Origin of the sequence: Yersinia aldovae 670-83 (assembly GCF_000834395.1) — a bacterium.
Classification (GTDB): Bacteria; Pseudomonadota; Gammaproteobacteria; order Enterobacterales; family Enterobacteriaceae; genus Yersinia; species Yersinia aldovae.
Map to the genome: position 1 here is coordinate 495,342 of NZ_CP009781.1, position 17,725 is coordinate 513,066.

Here is a 17,725-nt window from a genome sequence, read left to right on the forward strand (position 1 = left end):
GGGCTGGGCGTTAATTTACCGCCATCAGATAACGGTAAACCACCGCAATATCCCGCAGCTTAGATTCAGCATGGCAGTTGTCTATTTCGATAACTTCCATCTCAATGCCACTATCAACGTCATTACGCAACTTAGGCAGCACGTCATTAAACAGGTAAGTCGAGAACTTTACGCACTCTTTGGCACTGCCCTGATGAGAAATTGATAAAAACTCGCCCGCCGGGATAACGATATGATCAACCTCACGGTTGCCCTGAATTTCATGTCTTTTCTCTTTGTCGATGGCCGTGGAGTAAAACACGCCATTCTGCCCCTGTTGGCAATCCTTGGCAGAGAATATGGAGTAAACGCGCTGGCAGGAGAAGTTCACTTCTTTAAAGAAATCGAGCAAGATTTCATCTTTCATTGCCATGCAGGATGAGTGTTGGCCGCTGCAATGGTTACGCTCATCAAAGTTCAAACGGCGGGTAAAACCAACCAGTTGTTGCTCCGTTAGCGATACTCGATTGATTTCTGGCGTATAATTTTCGCAGAAACCAAACCGGGGGATCATTCCCTGCACATCCCAGTGTTCCATCTGGCGAAAACTGTTCGGCGTCACGCCAAAGCGCTTTTTAAAGGTGCGAGTGAAGGTCTGTTGCGAGTCAAAACCTAGCTCATCAGAAATACCGACGATTGGCCGCCGCGAGATGCGCAATGCCACTGCCGCTCGGGTTAGCACCCGGCCACGGATATAGGAAGCCAACTGTAATCCGACAATACTTTTAAATTTCCGTTGCAGATGCCATTTTGAATATCCAGAAATCTTCGCCACATCGTCCAGTGTGGGCCTTTTCTCTAAATTAATTTCTATCCATTCAATTAACTCTTCTATAAATAATATGTCGTCGTTTATCATCTCATTATTCTTTAAATATATAATTACTCTGCATACTCTACATTAATCTATCATTATGCCAATGCTTTTCTCAACACCAATTGATGAAGCTAATAACTTGTTACTATACAGTTAATTGAGTAATCAACAGAAACTAATATCACTATCAAACCACGGATGTTAAACATGCCCGGCAGGCGATAATCCTAATTATTTTTCGCTATCTGAACAGTCGGTTCAACTATTTGTTTGTTACTATCTCGATATGAATTGCAAGTTAAATCTAACGGTTAATAATATCTATTCGTCACCACGGCGAGTTTAATCCCCTGCGCATTAGCGATAATAACCCTACTGATTAAGACGTATTACACCTTGCCCGAATAGGGTAGAATGCGGCAAAAATATTATCCCCCTGACGGTTGGGTGTATTGGCGTCGGTAAGAGTAGCTTGCTGCGTTTGACCACTCTAATAAATATTCGACATATGGTTGCAATTTCATGAAATTCAGGCCCGTAACAGCGTCCCAAAACAAAGGGTTGCAGATTGCCAGTTCTCCTTTTACCCATAATCAGCGCAGTACTCGCAGTATCATGCTGCTGGTCATGCTGGCCTGCATCCCCGGCATCATCGCTCAAACCTGGTTTTTTGGTTATGGCAGCCTGATTCAAGTTGCGCTGGCAGTGGTTACCGCTCTGCTGGCAGAAGGGGCGGTTTTGCAATTACGCCGACAGCCGGTGCTGGCTCGGTTACAAGATAACTCCGCCCTGCTCACCGGTTTGCTGCTGGGGATAAGTTTGCCGCCCCTGGCCCCGTGGTGGATGATTGTGTTAGGTACCCTGTTTGCTATTGTCATTGCCAAACAGCTCTACGGCGGGCTGGGGCAAAATCCGTTTAACCCAGCAATGGTCGGCTATGTGGTTCTACTTATTTCATTCCCAGTGCAAATGACCAGTTGGTTGCCGCCACTGCCGCTACAAGGTACACCGGTGGGGTTTTATGATGCCCTTTTAACCATTTTCACCGGTTACACCCACACCGGGGCCGACATTCATCAATTGCAGATAGGTTATGACGGTGTCAGCCAGGCCACACCGCTCGATACCTTTAAAACAGCGCTGCGTTCACAACCGGCGCAACAGGTGATGCAACAGCCGATTTTTGCAGGCGCGCTGGGCGGCGTAGGCTGGCAATGGGTTAATATTGGCTTCCTGGCGGGCGGGCTATTGTTGCTGTGGCGTAAAGCTATCCATTGGCACATCCCCGTCAGTTTCCTGCTGGTGTTGGCCGGCTGTGCGGCCATCAGTTGGATGATTGCGCCACAAAGTTTTGCCTCACCAATGCTGCATCTGTTTTCTGGTGCCACCATGTTGGGGGCATTCTTTATTGCCACTGATCCGGTCAGCGCCTCCACCACCCCACGGGGACGCCTGATCTTCGGCGCATTAATCGGTATTTTAGTGTGGTTAATCCGGGTTTATGGCGGCTATCCCGATGGCGTTGCTTTTGCTGTGTTACTGGCTAACATTACGGTTCCGCTGATTGATCACTACACCCAACCACGCGTCTATGGACATAAATAAGGAGCCGTTATGCTCAAAACCATGAAGCGTCACGGCATCACGCTGGCATTGTTTGCCGCAGGTGCGACCGGATTAACCGCCGTGGTTAACGCATTGACCGAAAATACCATTGCTCATCAAGCCGCCCTGCAACAAAAAGCGTTGCTGGATCAGGTGGTTCCAGCAGAGTTTTATGATAATGACATGCAAGGGGAATGTTACGTTGTCACTGATATTGCACTTGGCAATATGGCCCCCCACCGGCTCTATCTGGCGCGCCGAGGCGATACGCCGGTGGCTGCCGCCATCGAGACCACGGCCCCTGATGGCTACTCTGGTGCTATCCAATTATTGGTTGGCGCAGATTTCCACGGTAACGTGCTAGGCAGCCGCGTCGTCGAGCACCATGAAACGCCGGGCCTTGGTGATAAAATCGATATCCGCATTTCGGATTGGATCTCTCATTTCAGCGGGCAACATGTGGCCGGTGAGCAAGATAAACGCTGGGCGGTGAAGAAAGACGGTGGCCGTTATGATCAGTTTACCGGTGCCACCATCACCCCTCGCGCGGTGGTGAAAGCCGTGAAGAACACCACGCTGTATCTGGAGACGCTGCCCATGAAACTCGCAAACTTACCCCCTTGCGGAGGCAATCCATGAGTGAAGCAAAAGATCTGTTGGCCCAGGGGTTATGGAAAAATAACTCCGCACTGGTGCAATTGCTGGGGCTTTGCCCGCTGTTAGCCGTCTCGTCTACCGCGACCAATGCTCTGGGGCTAGGTTTAGCCACCACACTGGTGTTGGTGTGTACCAATACCGCCGTGTCAGCCCTGCGCCGTTGGGTACCAAATGAAATCCGTATTCCTATTTACGTGATGATTATTGCCTCAGTGGTCAGCACGGTACAAATGCTGATCAATGCCTATGCCTTTGGTTTATATCAATCACTGGGGATATTCATCCCGCTGATTGTCACTAACTGTATCGTTATCGGCCGCGCTGAGGCTTACGCAGCTAAGAACCCGGTTGGTTTATCGGCGCTGGATGGGCTGGCAATGGGGCTTGGCGCAACCGGTGCATTGTTCGTGCTAGGATCGTTACGTGAAATTCTGGGGAACGGGACGTTATTCGACGGTGCCGATATGCTGCTGGGCGACTGGGCAAAAGTGCTACGAATTGACGTTCTGCATCTGGACAGCCCATTCCTGCTGGCGATGCTGCCACCGGGGGCTTTTATTGGCCTCGGGTTACTGCTGGCGGGTAAATATGTCATCGACGAAAAAATCAAAGCGCGTAAAGCCCGATCATTGGCGGCTACGCCGCAACTTCAGGATGGAGATGCTGAGAAAGCCTTATGAACCAAGAGAAACGTGTCGCAATTCTGACCCGCCTGCGGGATAACGACCCGCACCCCACCACCGAACTGGTCTACACCTCACCTTTTGAGCTGCTGATATCTGTACTGCTGTCAGCCCAAGCCACCGACGTGAGTGTCAATAAGGCCACCGCCAAACTTTATCCGGTGGCCAATACGCCTCAGGCGATACTGGATTTAGGTGTGGATGGTGTTAAGTCATATATCAAAACTATTGGTTTGTTTAATACCAAAGCTGAGAATGTGATTAAAACCTGCCGTATTCTGCTGGAAAAGCATCAGGGCGAGGTGCCGGAAGACCGCGCAGCACTCGAAGCCCTGCCCGGTGTGGGGCGCAAAACCGCCAATGTGGTACTGAATACCGCCTTTGGCTGGCCAACCATTGCAGTGGATACCCATATATTTCGTGTTTGTAATCGTACCGGCTTTGCGCCAGGCAGCAATGTTGATCAGGTTGAAGCCAAACTTCTCAAAGTGGTGCCAGCAGAATTTAAACTCGATTGCCATCATTGGCTTATCCTGCATGGCCGCTATACCTGTATTGCCCGTAAGCCACGCTGCGGTTCATGCATTATTGAGGATTTATGCGAGTTTAAAGAGAAGGTCTATCCAGAGCATTAATATGCGCGCGGTGACAACTTAATCATCAAGTCGGCGCACCAAGGACGGGCGCGCCGGCGGTTTACGCGGTGATGCCACGAACAGCACGTTTTCCCTTGGTTCGGCCTTAGCATCAATGTTGAGTTCTTTGTCGCTCTATTTCTCACGATAAGCCCGCTTGATGTGGTGATCGCACTATTCGATTAGACTCCCCCGCCGCGCCCCACTAGACTTGTGACAAAATTCACTCAAACAATTAATTATTTTGTTACTTGTTTGAAACAAAAAAAGCACCTGCGGCTTATTATGAAATTTAAATCGGCAATAAAACCCTATACCGGCGCGGCTGGGGGATGGGGATCGCTTGAAGCGACCACGCGTTTTGTTCTGGACAGCAAACAGGCATTAAACAACATTCGCAATCTACTGCGCGTCAATTAGGTCAAGGGGTTCGACTGCCCCGGCTGTGCCTGGGGTGATGATAATCACAGCACCTTCAGCTTTTGCGAGAACGGGGCTAAAGCCGTCAGTTGGGAAGCCACCCGCAAAGCGGTAGAGCCGCCGTTTTTTGCCGAACACAGCCTGACCACATTGCGCCAGCAAAGTGACTATTTTCTCGAATATCAGGGCCGGATAACGCATCCGATGCGCTACAACCCGCACACCGACCATTATCAACCGATCAGTTGGCAAGCGGCGCTTGAGCTGATAGCACAACATATTACTGATCTGGATAACCCGGATCAGTTGGCGTTATATACCTCTGGCCGTGCCAGCAATGAAGCCTCTTATTTGTATCAGTTATTTGGCCGCATGTTAGGTACTAATAACTTCCCTGACTGCTCCAACATGTGCCATGAAGCCAGTGGTATCGGGCTTAAACAGAGTATCGGGGAGGGTAAAGGCACCATTCGGATGCAGGATTTTGCACTGGCAGATGCCATTTTTGTCTTCGGCCAGAATCCAGGGACCAACCATCCACGCATGTTGCACAGCCTGCGCCATGCCAAAGAGCGTGGCGCACGCATTGTAAGTTTCAATACGTTACGCGAGCGTGGCCTGGAGCGTTTCGCCGATCCGCAAAATCCCATTGAGATGTTAACGCCTAAATCCTCCCCCATCAGTTCTGCTTATTTTCAACCTAATCTGGGTGGGGATATGGCCGCCGTGCGCGGTATGGTCAAAGCGCTGCTGGAAACGCATCGCACACGGCTGGCACAGGGTGAGTCAGGCTTATTCGATGGCGAATTTATTGCCACACACACTCAGGGTATTGATGACTATCTGACCGCCGTCGATAACACCTCGTGGGCGCAGATTATTCAGCAATCGGGCCTCAGTGAGTCACAAATACGCCATGCAGCCGATATTTATCAGCACGCGGAGCGCGTTATCCTGACGTGGGCGATGGGCGTGACCCAGCACAAACACTCCGTTATCACCGTGCGCGAGTTAACCAATCTTCAGTTGTTATTTGGTCAGTTAGGTAAACCCGGCGCGGGGTTGTGTCCGGTACGCGGCCATAGCAATGTACAGGGTAACCGCACGATGGGAATTGACGAAAAGCCCTCAGCGGCGATGCTTGAACGGTTGGGTAACCATTTCGGCTTCACGCCACCACAACGCGCGGGTTACAACACGGTAGAGGCGCTTGAAGCCATGCTGCGGGGCGACGTAAAAGTCCTGATTGCGTTAGGTGGCAATCTGGCGGCAGCGGCACCCGATACCGAGCGTACCGCACAAGCTTTGCGCACATGTCAGCTCACCGTTCATATCAGTACCAAACTGAATCGTAGCCACTTAATAACCGGTGCAAATGCCTTAATATTGCCCACGTTGGGGCGTACTGAACGTGATATGCAAGCCACCGGCTCACAATACATTACTGTAGAAGACTCATTCAGTATGGTTCATGCCTCTGAAGGTGTGGGTAAACCGCTGGCAGAAACGCAACACGCTGAAACCGCCATTGTGTGTGGGATTGCCCATGCTGTTTTCGCTAAAAAGCCGCTTGATGGCGCAAAATTGGACTGGCTGGCGTTAGCCGATGACTACAATCTAATCCGTGACCATATCGCCGCAACCATTCCCGGTTTTGATGATTTTAACGCCCGTTGCGCGCAACCCGGTGGCTTCTATCTGGGGAGCACGGCGGCTGAAATGCGCTTTGCAACGCCGAGTGGCAAAGCTGAGTTCTGTGCCTCATCGCTGCCAGATAGCCTATTCCCGCACATGGCTGGCGTTGCCGCTCCGTTTGTCTTACAGACGTTACGTTCGCACGATCAATACAACACCACTATTTATGGTTTGGATGACCGTTATCGTGGGGTTTATGGTCAGCGGGAAGTGCTGTTTATCAATCCGCAAGATTTGGCCGAACTGGCATTAGAAGATGGCGATTTGGTGGAAATTGAAACACTGTGGAATGACGGCATTACCCGCAAAGTCAGCGGATTTAAACTGGTTAGTTACGATATTCCGCGCGGCAATCTGGCGGCCTATTACCCGGAAACCAATCCGCTGGTGCCGCTCTCCAGCGTGGGTGACCAAACCCATACACCGACGTCGAAATCAGTGCCGGTTACCGTGCGCCGCTGGCAATCGCCACAGACATTGCGCATCGCTTAACCGGTTGTGCCAAACTGCGCCGTTATCTGGCAGGGTAATATATTTATACTACCAATGGATATCACCTTATCAATGATAAGGGTTATCCATGACAAGGAATTGTCTCTCTACGTGATATGCCACTTGCCCGAAGAGACTGATTCGCGTAAAACTGTCAGCCGGATTAACCCCACTCACTACACCATTCACTGGACGATATGTTTCAAGATAACCCGCTGCTGGCGCAGCTAAAACAGCAACTTCACACTCAGACCCCGCGCGTTGAAGGCGTGGTTAAAGGGACTGAGAAAGGCTTTGGCTTTCTTGAGGTAGATGGGCAGAAAAGTTACTTTATTCCGCCACCACAGATGAAGAAAGTCATGCATGGCGATCGGATTATTGCCACTTTGCATACCGATAAAGATCGTGAGATTGCTGAGCCGGAAACACTGGTTGAGCCATTTTTATCGCGCTTTGTTGGTCGGGTGCAGAGAAAAGACGATCGTTTATCGATCGTGCCTGACCACCCTTTGCTACGTGATTCCATTCAATGTCGTCCGGTGCGTGAACTGACGCACGACTTCCAGAACGGTGATTGGGCGGTGGCAGAAATGCGCCGCCACCCGTTAAAAGGTGATCGGGCTTTTAATGCTGATCTGACTGCCTTCATCACCGATGGCGAAGACCATTTCGTCCCGTGGTGGGTCACACTGGCGCGCCATAATCTGGAGCGTGAAGCTCCCATGATGGTCGAGTCTGCCTTACACGGCACTGAGCTTGAGCGTGAAGACCTGACTGCGCTGAACTTTGTCACTATCGACAGCAATAGCACCGAAGATATGGATGATGCGCTGTACGTGGAAGACCAAGGTGATGGTTCTCTGCTACTGACCATTGCTATCGCCGATCCGACAGCTTATGTCGATGAGAACAGTGAGTTGGATTTAATTGCCCGCAAACGCGCGTTCACCAACTATCTGCCGGGCTTTAACATCCCGATGCTGCCACGCGACTTGTCCGATAACCTCTGCTCTTTGCGCCCTAACCAACGCAGGGCGGTGCTGGTTTGTCGCGTAACCATTGCCGTCGATGGTGCCTTGGGTGAGGATATTCGCTTCTCGGCGGCGTGGGTTGAGTCAAAAGCCAAGCTGGTTTATGACGAAGTGTCCGACTGGCTGGATGGCAATCCAGGCTGGCAGCCGCCTGACGCGGATATTGCCGAGCAAGTCATGCTGCTAAAACGGGTGTGTGATGCGCGCAGTCGCTGGCGTCAACAGCACGCTCTGGTGTTTAAAGACCGCCCTGACTATCGCTTTGTGCTCGGTGACAAAGGCGAGGTGCTGGATATCATTGTTGAACATCGCCGCATCGCCAACCGTATTGTTGAAGAGTGCATGATTGCCGCTAACGTCTGCGCAGCAATTGCCCTGCGTGATAATCTTGGCTTTGGGATTTATAACGTCCATACCGGCTTTGATCCAGCGCTGGTTGAACAAGCCGCGACAGTGCTACAAGCCAATGGGGTTGAGGCCGATCCACAAGCGCTGCTCACGCTGCCGGGTTTCTGCGAGTTACGCCGTCATCTTGATGCGCTGCCAACCCAGTTCCTTGATAGCCGCATTCGTCGCTTCCAGACCTTCGCTGAAATCAGTACCACCCCGGGGCCACATTTCGGTCTGGGGCTTGAGGCTTATGCAACCTGGACCTCGCCAATTCGTAAATATGGCGACATGGTTAATCACCGTCTGCTCAAAGCCATCATTAGCGGCCAGCAGGCAGAGAAGCCACAGGATGAGATAACCCTTCAGTTGGCAGAACGTCGCCGCCTGAATCGTATGGCTGAACGTGATGTCGGCGACTGGCTATATGCCCGCTATCTGCAACCACAAGCGGGCACCGATACCCGTTTCGCGGCGGAAATTATTGATGTTACCCGTGGCGGCCTGCGTGTGCGTTTACTGGATAACGGCGCAGTGGCCTTTATCCCGGCACCGTTCATTCATGCGGTGCGTGATGAAATGGTATGCAGCCAGGAAACCGGCACGGTGCAGATCAAGGGTGAAACAGTTTACAGCCAGAACGACAAAATAGAGGTTCGCATTGCCGAAGTGCGGATGGAAACCCGTAATGTGGTGGCCCGCCCGGTGGTCTAAGCCGCAGGCGGCCTAACATAACAACGTTACAGTGTAACAACCCGTGGAGATGTAACACCATCCCACGGTTTTTTTAATTATCCCGTTCAATTCCACGTTATGCCCCTCGCCAACTTGCGCCGATCGCCGTCATAAAATGTAAGCAAACAATACTGAATGTTACGCTAAAGTCATTTACTGATCACAGTTTTTACTTTCGCATCTTTTTTTTCACATCAAAGCTCCTATGTTAACTAACGGTTTGCATCTTTTTTCCCAAAACGGGTGCTGATGACGGGTATACCCCGAACATAACGAAGGAGTTGTTACCCATGAAGAACATAAAGAGCACCGTCATATGGCTGACAGTGGCGTTAATTGGTGCATTCGCCTTTGCCATGCTGGCACTGAGCCGTGGTGAGCATGTCAATGCCATCTGGCTGGTGATTGCCTCGGTGGCGTGTTACAGCATCGCTTATCGCTTTTACAGTCTGTTTATTGCCAAAAATGTGTTTGAGCTTGATGACCGTCGCCTAACACCGGCTGAGCGGCGCAATGACGGTTTGGACTATGTGCCAACCAATAAGTGGGTGCTGTTCGGTCACCACTTTGCAGCAATCGCCGGAGCCGGGCCGCTCGTTGGGCCAATTTTGGCGGCGCAGATGGGGTTCTTACCGGGCACTATCTGGATTCTGGTCGGGGTGATGATGGCCGGAGCGGTGCAAGACTTTCTGATCCTGTTTATCTCTACCCGCCGTGATGGCCGATCGCTTGGGGAAATGGCAAAGCAAGAGTTGGGCGCATTTGCTGGGGTTATTACTATGCTGGGCGCATTGGGGGTGATGATTATCATCTTATCTGCGCTGGCACTGGTGGTAGTTAAAGCCCTCGCTGACAGCCCTTGGGGCTTATTTACTATCGCCACAACCATCCCGATCGCGCTGTTTATGGGCGTTTATATGCGCTTTATCCGGCCAGGTAAGATTGCCGAGGTGTCATTAATCGGTTTTGTGCTGATGATGGCCGCAATCATTTATGGCGGTAATATCGCAGCTCACCCTTACTGGGGGCCATTCTTTACCTTGCATGGCACCACCCTAACCTGGGTGCTGGTGATCTATGGCTTTATTGCCTCCGTATTGCCGGTTTGGTTGTTACTGGCTCCACGCGACTATTTATCCACTTTCCTGAAAATTGGCGTCATTATTGGTTTGGCGATTGGTATCGTATTTGCTATGCCTGAAATGAAGATGCCTGCCGTCACACGCTTTATTGATGGTAGCGGCCCGGTGTTCTCCGGTAGCCTGTTCCCGTTCCTGTTTATCACCATTGCTTGTGGCGCTATCTCTGGCTTCCACGCACTGGTGGCCAGTGGCACCACCCCCAAACTGATTGAGCGCGAAAGTCACACTCGGTTTATCGGTTACGGTGCGATGTTGATGGAATCTTTCGTCGCTATCATGGCGTTAATTTGTGCCTCCGTTATCGATCCGGGCGTCTATTTCGCCATGAACTCACCGGCAGCACTGATTGGCACCACGGTAGAAAGTGCGGCATTGGCGATCAACAGTTGGGGATTTGTCGTTACCCCTGAAACTCTGGCGATGATCGCCAAAGATGTGGGCGAAAACTCTATCCTATCGCGAGCGGGCGGTGCGCCGACCTTTGCCGTCGGCATGGCCCATATCATCAGCGAAGTATTCAATAGCCGCAATATGATGGCATTCTGGTATCACTTTGCCATTCTGTTTGAAGCGATGTTTATCCTGACCGCAGTCGATGCCGGTACCCGTGCTTGCCGCTTTATGGTGCAAGATTTGGTCGGCGTGGTGGTGCCAAGTCTGGCCAATAACCGCTCATGGCTGGGGAACTTATCGGGGACTACGGTGGCGGTCGCTTGCTGGGGTTTCTTTGTTTATCAAGGGGTGGTCGATCCGTTGGGAGGCATTAATACCCTGTGGCCGCTGTTCGGTATTGGCAACCAGATGCTGGCCTCAATGGCACTGATTTTAGGCACCGTGGTGCTGTTTAAAATGAAGAAACAGCGCTATGCCTGGGTGACCATTGTGCCCACCATCTGGCTATTTATTACCTCGATGACCGCAGGTTGGCAGAAGATATTCCATGAGAAACCGAGTATTGGCTTCCTGGCGCAAGCGAAGAAATTCTCCGCCGGTGTTGAGCAAGGGGTATTAATCGCGCCAGCCAAGAGCATTAAGGACATGGAAACCATCGTGTTCAACAACCAAATCAACGCGGCGCTGTGTGCGTTCTTTATGCTGGTCGCGGTGACGATGTTGATTTCAGCCCTGTTGGTGGGGCGTCGAGCGTTGAAAGCCAGCAAACCGACCACCCATGAGACTGAAATCGTGTTCCGTGAGGAGACTGCCCGTGGCTAATCGTGTAATACCCTACCGCCTGCGGCCTGCCACTGTTTCAGCGCCAGGTTCACGCCAGATTATACGTTGCACTCCGCTGATACTGGCTGAGGCTCCCCCCACCACACGCGGGGCAAGGATTCGCCTGATTGCGCGTCGGATAGCGCAAAGTTTCCGCCTAATGGTTGGCGTGCAGGATTACGGTAATTATGTCAATCATATGCGCTGCCAGCATCCGGACACGCCGCCAATGACGGAGCGGGAGTTTCACCGCTATTGTTTGGATGCACGTTTTCCGAGTAAAGCGGGAAAATTGGGCAAATGCCCTTGCTGATGTCGCACGTTGATATAATAAAGTGACAACGTAACGCCCTGTAATCTATTTACCGGGCGTTTTTCCCCTAAAGCTGACTCAGGATGGTAGTGCCAAATGCGCCCAGCCAATCCTGTTCAAACTGTTCTACCGCTGCTTTTACCGCCGGTGTGGTGATAAACTGTTCTGCCACATCCACCGGAATAGTGACCGACTGGCAACCCGCCAGCAGGCAATCGATCACCTGATGCGGGGTGCGAAAACTGGCTGCCAGCACTTTAGCACCCGGCGCATGTAGAGTGAGCAATTGCTGTAATTCACGAACCATCGCAATACCATCGCCGCCCTGTGCGTCCAGTCGATTCACATAGGGCGCGACATATTCCGCACCGGCCAGTGCTGACAACAAGCCTTGTCCGGCACCATACACCGCCGTACCCAGTGTCGGAATCGACATGGTTTTCAATTTCTTAATTGCTGCCAATCCCTCAGCAGTTACCGGTATTTTGATGACCAGACCCGGCACACGCTGCGACAGTAACATGGCTTCAGATACCATCTGTTCGCTGTCACTGGCCAATACCTGTGCAAATAACTTCCCTGTGCCGCCGAGTGCGTCGCGCAGCGCCGGTAACACCTCCCAAATAGGTTTGCCCGCTTTAGCCAGAATGCTTGGATTGGTGGTAACCCCTTGTAAAGGCAACACGCGCGCCAGGCGTTTAACTGCGGCAACATCTGCGGTATCGAGATAAAGCTCCATAAGAACCTCCGGTTTGGCATCGTTAAGCGAATATATTAATGAAGAATCATTAGCCGCAATCATAGACTAACCCGCAGGTAATAACGTGACATCGATCAATTAACTTTCATTCGAAAGTTAATTTAATTTCGAACAAAGATATTAATCTTTATACTGTGGATAGAAAAGGAATGAAAAACCTATAGCTTTCACTGCTTTTATTGCGATAATACAAGATGTTATCTGTCAAACTTAGCGTATTATTAATCGTACTGCGCTTACCCATACAGGGAATGACATGAATCTAAGACAACAAACCATTTTACAGCTCGTCAATGACCGGCAACGTGTCAGCGTCAGCGAACTGGCGCAGACGACTGGCGTTTCAGAGGTCACCATCCGTCAGGATCTCAATTTACTTGAGAAACAGGGCCTGCTTACGCGAATACACGGCTCTGCGCTCGCCCTTGAAAGCGATGATGTTGATATTCGCATGATGACGCATTTTGCCACGAAGCAAAAACTGGCCAATTACGCCGCCTCGTTGGTCAACGACGGTGAAACCGTGTTTATTGAAAGTGGCAGCAGTAACGCTCTGCTGGCCCATCATCTGGCACAGCGGCCCGGTATCACGCTGGTTACGGTGAGTGGCTACATCGCCCGCCAGTTGAAAGATTCGGCCTGCGAAGTCATTTTGCTGGGGGGGATTTATCAGAAGAAAAGCGACAGTATGGTTGGCCCGCTGACGCAGCTCTGCTTGCGCCACGTCCATTTCAGCAAAGCATTCATCGGCATTGATGGCTATCAGGCTGATACCGGCTTTACCGGCCGTGATATGTTGCGCGCAGATGTCATTAATAGCGTGTTGGCGAAAGGCGCTGAAAATATTATTCTGGCTGATGCCTCTAAATTTGGTCAGGTACACCAGAACTCACTCAGCCCGCTCTCCGCCATCAGCCGGGTAATTACCGACCACCGATTAGCGCAAGATTATCAACAGCAACTTGTCGTGCACGGCATACGGCTCGATATCCTGAGCGAATAAGATGCATAACGGAGTAACAACAGTGGCAGACATCACCTTCTCGCGTGAACAGACACAACGCATGGCGCGTAAGATTCAGGAGTATCTGGAGCAAGAGCACAATATTGAGCTGGAAGATTTTGACGCGGAATTTTTACTGCAATTTATCAGCAGTGAGCTGGGCGCACATTATTATAATCAAGGTATCAATGATGCGATTGCACAAGTTGAGGCCAAAATGCTCGATATCACTGATTCGGTGTTGTGGCTGGAGAAACCCGTGCAAGATTGAACACGGGCTGCTGCGAGTTAACTACTGGCCGTAGTACGCATCCTTACCGTGTTTACGTAAATAATGTTTATCCAGCAAACACGGCTGCATATCACTCAATTGCGGGTTCAACTGCCGTGAGAAGATGCCCATATACGCCAACTCCTCCAGTACCACTGCGTTATGAACGGCATTATCCGCACTGCTTCCCCAGGCAAATGGCCCATGCGAGTTAACCAACACCGCTGGCACATCTTGCGGTGTTATGCCCCGCTGATGGAAGGTTTCGACGATCACATTACCGGTTTCCCATTCATAACGCCCGGCAATCTCCTCGTGTGTCATCAGGCGGGTGCAAGGGATGGTGCCATAGAAGTAATCCGCATGCGTGGTGCCCCATGCGGGCAAGTCCAACCCAGCCTGCGCCCAGATAGTGGCATGACGAGAATGTGTGTGAACGATACCGCCAATTTGAGGAAAATTGAGGTACAACACACGATGCGTATCGGTATCTGACGAGGGTTTCTTGCGCCCTTCCACCACCTTGCCGCTGGCTAACTCCACCACGACCATGTCATCTACCGTCATAACATCGTATTCCACACCTGACGGTTTGATAACTAACAGGCCACGTTGTCGGTCAACTGCACTGACATTTCCCCAAGTGAATGTCACCAAATTATGGCGTGGTAAGGCAAGATTGGCGGCAAGGACTTGCTGCTTCAGTTCGTTGAGCATCGTTGTATCCTGAATAGCTGAATGACGTCCATTTTCAGCGGCACAGGCAAGAACAGGTATGGGGCAATTGGCTATAAACTGCGTACAGTCCTGCTGGAAAGTGAAGATTGAGTAAGGCGAGCAGCAGGAAATCATATCTTTTGCGGCAACAGCCAGAGCGTGCTGATGCCGCTAACCTGCGATTATTCCTAATAACTAGCGTGAACTCGCCAAATTAGGACTATTTACCTATTAAATGATCTGCGGATACTTATACTGCGTTGCATAAGATACAAAATACTTTTCCGGCATTAACTCTGGATTTAACGCAAAACGGCATTTTTTATGCCAAACATTAACAAAAACAGACGGCAGCTAGAATTAAAGCAGCACCTATACTTATAGGGTAGTTTTAATTTGGCACGGATATATCAGGGTAAATGGGCCTAAAACTTGTGTGGCCTGATCTATCCGTGCCGAGCTAACGTCAGGAGAATAAATTATGATGATAATCAATAAACGATTTGCTACTGCTGCATTGGCGCTCACGCTGGCCTTATCACTGACGGCTTGCTCCAATATGTCCAAACGTGACCGTAACACCGCAATAGGTACGGGTGCCGGTGCGGTTGGCGGCGCAGTATTGACGGGGAGTACGCTAGGAACATTAGGCGGCGCGGCTATTGGTGGGGTTATTGGCCATCAGGTCAGTAAATAAACTTATCCTTCGTTCTTGAAACTGTAGCGTTGTTGGCGGCGCTCATGCACCCGAATCACTGACATAAGTCAGCTCATCGGGATTTATTCGTTCGCCGCCTAGCTACAGTCTCAATGACTTTGGATATTTTGTTTTATTCTTGAAACGTTAGCGATAGCAAAGTTGACTGACGGGGAAATGTGACGAATGGGTCGTAGCAGCGTAAGCTGCCGAAGCGCCCATCGGGGCAGTCACCCCGTCAAACTCCACTCAATAAAGCAAAGTGTTATAATTTCTTTCACCCCCCCGCCAGTTTGACTTTCATCCCTTTGGCTTCGAGCAATTGCTTAAGAAGATCGCGTTTATCCCCTTGAATCTCAATGATGCCGTCTTTGATTGAACCACCGCAACCGCACTTCTTCTTTAATTCTGCTGCGAGTTTTTCTAGCATTTCATCACTGCCATCAATCCCTGTAATTAAGCACACGCCCTTTCCTTTGCGGCCACTGGTCTGACGCTGAATACGCACGATGCCATCACCTTTAGGTCGCGCGGGCTTTATGTCTGGCTCGCTGATGCGACCAGTATCCGTTGAATAAACCAAACGGCTATTATCGTTACTCATTATGCACGTTCCCCAGAGAGGCCAGAATCTCCGCCAGTGTTTTTTCCGGATCAGCAGATTGGGTGATCGGACGCCCAATCACCATATAATCCACCCCCGCCGCTACAGCTTGTTCTGGCGTCATAATACGGCGCTGATCGCCCGCATCACTGCCTTCTGGGCGGATACCCGGTGTTACCAGCTTAAAATCGCTGCCGCAAACCTGCTTTAGGCGCACCGCTTCATGAGCAGAACAGACCACGCCATCCAACCCGCAATCCCAGGTCAATTTTGCCAGCCGTTCTGCCTGTTCTGCCGGGCTGATATTAATGCCGATATCACGTAAATCCTCGCCATCCATGCTGGTCAGCACCGTGACGGCAATCAGTAATGGCGCGTGTTGACCATAAGGCAATAAAACCTCTTTCGCCGCTGTCATCATGCGCGCACCACCCGCAGCATGGACGTTAACCATCCACACGCCCAGCTCTGCCGCTGCGGCAACAGCACGCGCGGTAGTATTTGGAATATCGTGGAATTTCAGGTCAAGAAACACGTCGAAACCACGTTGATGCAGGTCACGAACAAGCTGTGGGCCGTATAAAGTAAACATCTCTTTGCCGACTTTTAAGCGACAATCCCGCGGATTAACACGATCAGCAAAGGCTAACGCGGCGTCTTTATTGGCATAATCCAGTGCGACAACAATCGGAGAAGAGCATAAGCCACTGTTATTCGTTTTACTTTCAGACGTCATTTTTAAGCCTTTTCCCGTCAATACGTGGTGTTTAAATCAAGAATAATAACGCTCGCATTATTCTACAGGGAGTAACCGCGAAATTACAGCATCGGCAAGTCTGAGTGTGTTATCCCTTTGTCAGGCTTTAGCTGTTACCGTCAACTTGCGTCAACGGAACAAAACATGCCATAGCCTGCGTAAAGTAAAGTAGTTTCAAGAAGGGTAAATTATCAATCAAATTATTTGATTAATATCATCAGGCTTTTGTGATTTTCATTAAACAAGGATACGGTATTATACACTCCATCGCAGACATTGATTGTCTACACAGTAGGTCAAATAATAAATACGTATGGAGTTCACCATGAAAATCATTAAATATATCGCCCCTGCACTGGTACTTTCCTTAGCCTCATTTGGCAGCTTCGCTGCGACTCAAGTGCAGCACCAATCATCAGTAGAGTTGAATAAAATTGGCTCTATCTCCGTCAGCAATGCCGGGACGCTAACTGAACTTGAAAGCCTGTTAGCCCAAAAAGCCGATGCTGCCGGGGCTAGATCATTCGAGATAATCTCCGCTAGCGGCAATAATAAACTGCACGGCACAGCAACGATTTACCGCTAAGTCTTACCCTCCCTCGGGTTAAGTCTGTGTCCCCCCTCAAGAGCGCCTCTGCGCTCTTTTTTACGTTTTAATGTGAATTTTTCGTGACAATTGTGTTATCCCCTGGACAGTTTCCACTTACTCGCTTAGCTTGGTATCTTCCCCTACGTTAAAGGTTATATGATGAGCGAAATTTCTACCTTAACCATTAAAATCCCTCTGGAATTAAAAGAGAAAATTAAAGCAATTGCGTTGGAGAAGCAGCTTTCTCTCAGTGCAGAAGTGTGCGAAAGATTAGAAAAAAGCCTTGAAGATGAGGTTAAAAGTAGCAAAAGTAGCCGTAAAGATACCAAATTGCATCATAACGACATTGATAACCAAGGTGTTGAAGAGATTTCAGAGCAGCCGTTAAGTCAAAAAGAATTGAAGAAATTGCGGCAGTTATTGAAAGTTGGCGTGAGAACGCCACAGAAGAAAAAGTAAGG

At 50.3% G+C, this 17,725-nt stretch carries 17 protein-coding genes and 1 pseudogene; 13 read left to right on the forward strand and 5 right to left on the reverse strand.

All coding sequences use genetic code 11. The annotated features are described in order from the left end of the window. Positions 1 to 10 precede the first annotated feature (10 nt). Positions 11 to 898, reverse strand: coding sequence for a helix-turn-helix domain-containing protein (locus AT01_RS02280; RefSeq protein WP_004699265.1), 888 nt, complete (start codon positions 896 to 898; stop codon positions 11 to 13). Between the two features lie 480 nt (positions 899 to 1,378). On the opposite strand from AT01_RS02280, the gene rsxD reads away from it, so the two are divergent. The 8 genes and pseudogenes from rsxD to AT01_RS02320 all read left to right on the forward strand — a co-directional run bounded on the left by rsxD (position 1,379) and on the right by AT01_RS02320 (position 11,866). Further along, positions 1,379 to 2,461 carry an electron transport complex subunit RsxD gene (rsxD, locus tag AT01_RS02285; RefSeq protein ID WP_042545920.1) on the forward strand — a complete coding sequence of 361 codons (1,083 nt, stop codon included), beginning with the start codon at positions 1,379 to 1,381 and terminating at the stop codon, positions 2,459 to 2,461. Positions 2,462 to 2,470: 9 nt separating this feature from the next. Continuing rightward, positions 2,471 to 3,100, forward strand: coding sequence for an electron transport complex subunit RsxG (rsxG, locus tag AT01_RS02290; protein WP_004699261.1), 630 nt, complete (start codon positions 2,471 to 2,473; stop codon positions 3,098 to 3,100). Beyond that, positions 3,097 to 3,798: an electron transport complex subunit E gene (locus tag AT01_RS02295; protein ID WP_042545921.1), complete on the forward strand. Its 702-nt coding sequence runs from the start codon at positions 3,097 to 3,099 to the stop codon at positions 3,796 to 3,798. The genes rsxG and AT01_RS02295 overlap by 4 nt, the downstream gene beginning before the upstream one ends. After that, entirely contained in the window at positions 3,795 to 4,436 is a 642-nt protein-coding gene (gene nth, locus AT01_RS02300; protein WP_042545922.1) for an endonuclease III, read from the forward strand. Before AT01_RS02295 ends, nth begins: the two co-directional genes overlap by 4 nt. A gap of 285 nt (positions 4,437 to 4,721) precedes the next feature. Next, positions 4,722 to 7,043 (forward strand): annotated as a pseudogene (locus tag AT01_RS02305) (FdhF/YdeP family oxidoreductase). A gap of 197 nt (positions 7,044 to 7,240) precedes the next feature. Further along, positions 7,241 to 9,175 (forward strand): exoribonuclease II, encoded by a 1,935-nt coding sequence (locus AT01_RS02310; RefSeq protein ID WP_042545923.1) that lies wholly within the window; start codon positions 7,241 to 7,243, stop codon positions 9,173 to 9,175. A gap of 311 nt (positions 9,176 to 9,486) precedes the next feature. Then, positions 9,487 to 11,553 (forward strand): carbon starvation CstA family protein, encoded by a 2,067-nt coding sequence (locus AT01_RS02315; RefSeq protein ID WP_042545924.1) that lies wholly within the window; start codon positions 9,487 to 9,489, stop codon positions 11,551 to 11,553. After that, positions 11,546 to 11,866 (forward strand): YbdD/YjiX family protein, encoded by a 321-nt coding sequence (locus AT01_RS02320; protein WP_042545925.1) that lies wholly within the window; start codon positions 11,546 to 11,548, stop codon positions 11,864 to 11,866. The genes AT01_RS02315 and AT01_RS02320 overlap by 8 nt, the downstream gene beginning before the upstream one ends. A 67-nt stretch (positions 11,867 to 11,933) precedes the next feature. Here the strand turns inward: AT01_RS02320 and fsa are convergent, their stop codons facing one another. After that, positions 11,934 to 12,605, reverse strand: coding sequence for a fructose-6-phosphate aldolase (fsa, locus tag AT01_RS02325; RefSeq protein ID WP_042548458.1), 672 nt, complete (start codon positions 12,603 to 12,605; stop codon positions 11,934 to 11,936). 277 nt (positions 12,606 to 12,882) lie between these two features. Between fsa and AT01_RS02330 the strand changes: the two genes are divergently transcribed. After that, positions 12,883 to 13,629, forward strand: coding sequence for a DeoR/GlpR family DNA-binding transcription regulator (locus AT01_RS02330; protein ID WP_042545926.1), 747 nt, complete (start codon positions 12,883 to 12,885; stop codon positions 13,627 to 13,629). 22 nt (positions 13,630 to 13,651) lie between these two features. After that, entirely contained in the window at positions 13,652 to 13,900 is a 249-nt protein-coding gene (locus tag AT01_RS02335; protein WP_042545927.1) for a DUF2164 domain-containing protein, read from the forward strand. A gap of 21 nt (positions 13,901 to 13,921) precedes the next feature. On the opposite strand, the gene araD is transcribed toward AT01_RS02335, so the two are convergent. Next, positions 13,922 to 14,617: an L-ribulose-5-phosphate 4-epimerase gene (gene araD / locus AT01_RS02340; RefSeq protein ID WP_042545928.1), complete on the reverse strand. Its 696-nt coding sequence runs from the start codon at positions 14,615 to 14,617 to the stop codon at positions 13,922 to 13,924. Between the two features lie 481 nt (positions 14,618 to 15,098). Between araD and osmB the strand changes: the two genes are divergently transcribed. After that, entirely contained in the window at positions 15,099 to 15,314 is a 216-nt protein-coding gene (osmB, locus tag AT01_RS02345; RefSeq protein WP_042545929.1) for an osmotically-inducible lipoprotein OsmB, read from the forward strand. A 277-nt stretch (positions 15,315 to 15,591) separates the two neighbouring features. Here the strand turns inward: osmB and yciH are convergent, their stop codons facing one another. Further along, the gene (gene yciH / locus AT01_RS02350; protein WP_042545930.1) at positions 15,592 to 15,918 is read right to left on the reverse strand and encodes a stress response translation initiation inhibitor YciH; all 327 of its coding nucleotides are present in this window, start codon (positions 15,916 to 15,918) and stop codon (positions 15,592 to 15,594) included. Next, a complete protein-coding gene (gene pyrF, locus AT01_RS02355) occupies positions 15,911 to 16,654 on the reverse strand; it encodes an orotidine-5'-phosphate decarboxylase (protein WP_004699239.1) in 744 nt (247 codons plus the stop codon). The genes yciH and pyrF overlap by 8 nt, the downstream gene beginning before the upstream one ends. A 346-nt stretch (positions 16,655 to 17,000) precedes the next feature. Between pyrF and bhsA the strand changes: the two genes are divergently transcribed. Together bhsA and AT01_RS02365 are read left to right on the forward strand one after the other, a co-directional pair. Further along, positions 17,001 to 17,261, forward strand: coding sequence for a multiple stress resistance protein BhsA (gene bhsA / locus AT01_RS02360; RefSeq protein WP_042545931.1), 261 nt, complete (start codon positions 17,001 to 17,003; stop codon positions 17,259 to 17,261). 162 nt (positions 17,262 to 17,423) lie between these two features. Continuing rightward, positions 17,424 to 17,723 (forward strand): hypothetical protein, encoded by a 300-nt coding sequence (locus tag AT01_RS02365; RefSeq protein ID WP_042545932.1) that lies wholly within the window; start codon positions 17,424 to 17,426, stop codon positions 17,721 to 17,723. The last annotated feature ends 2 nt before the right edge of the window (positions 17,724 to 17,725 follow it).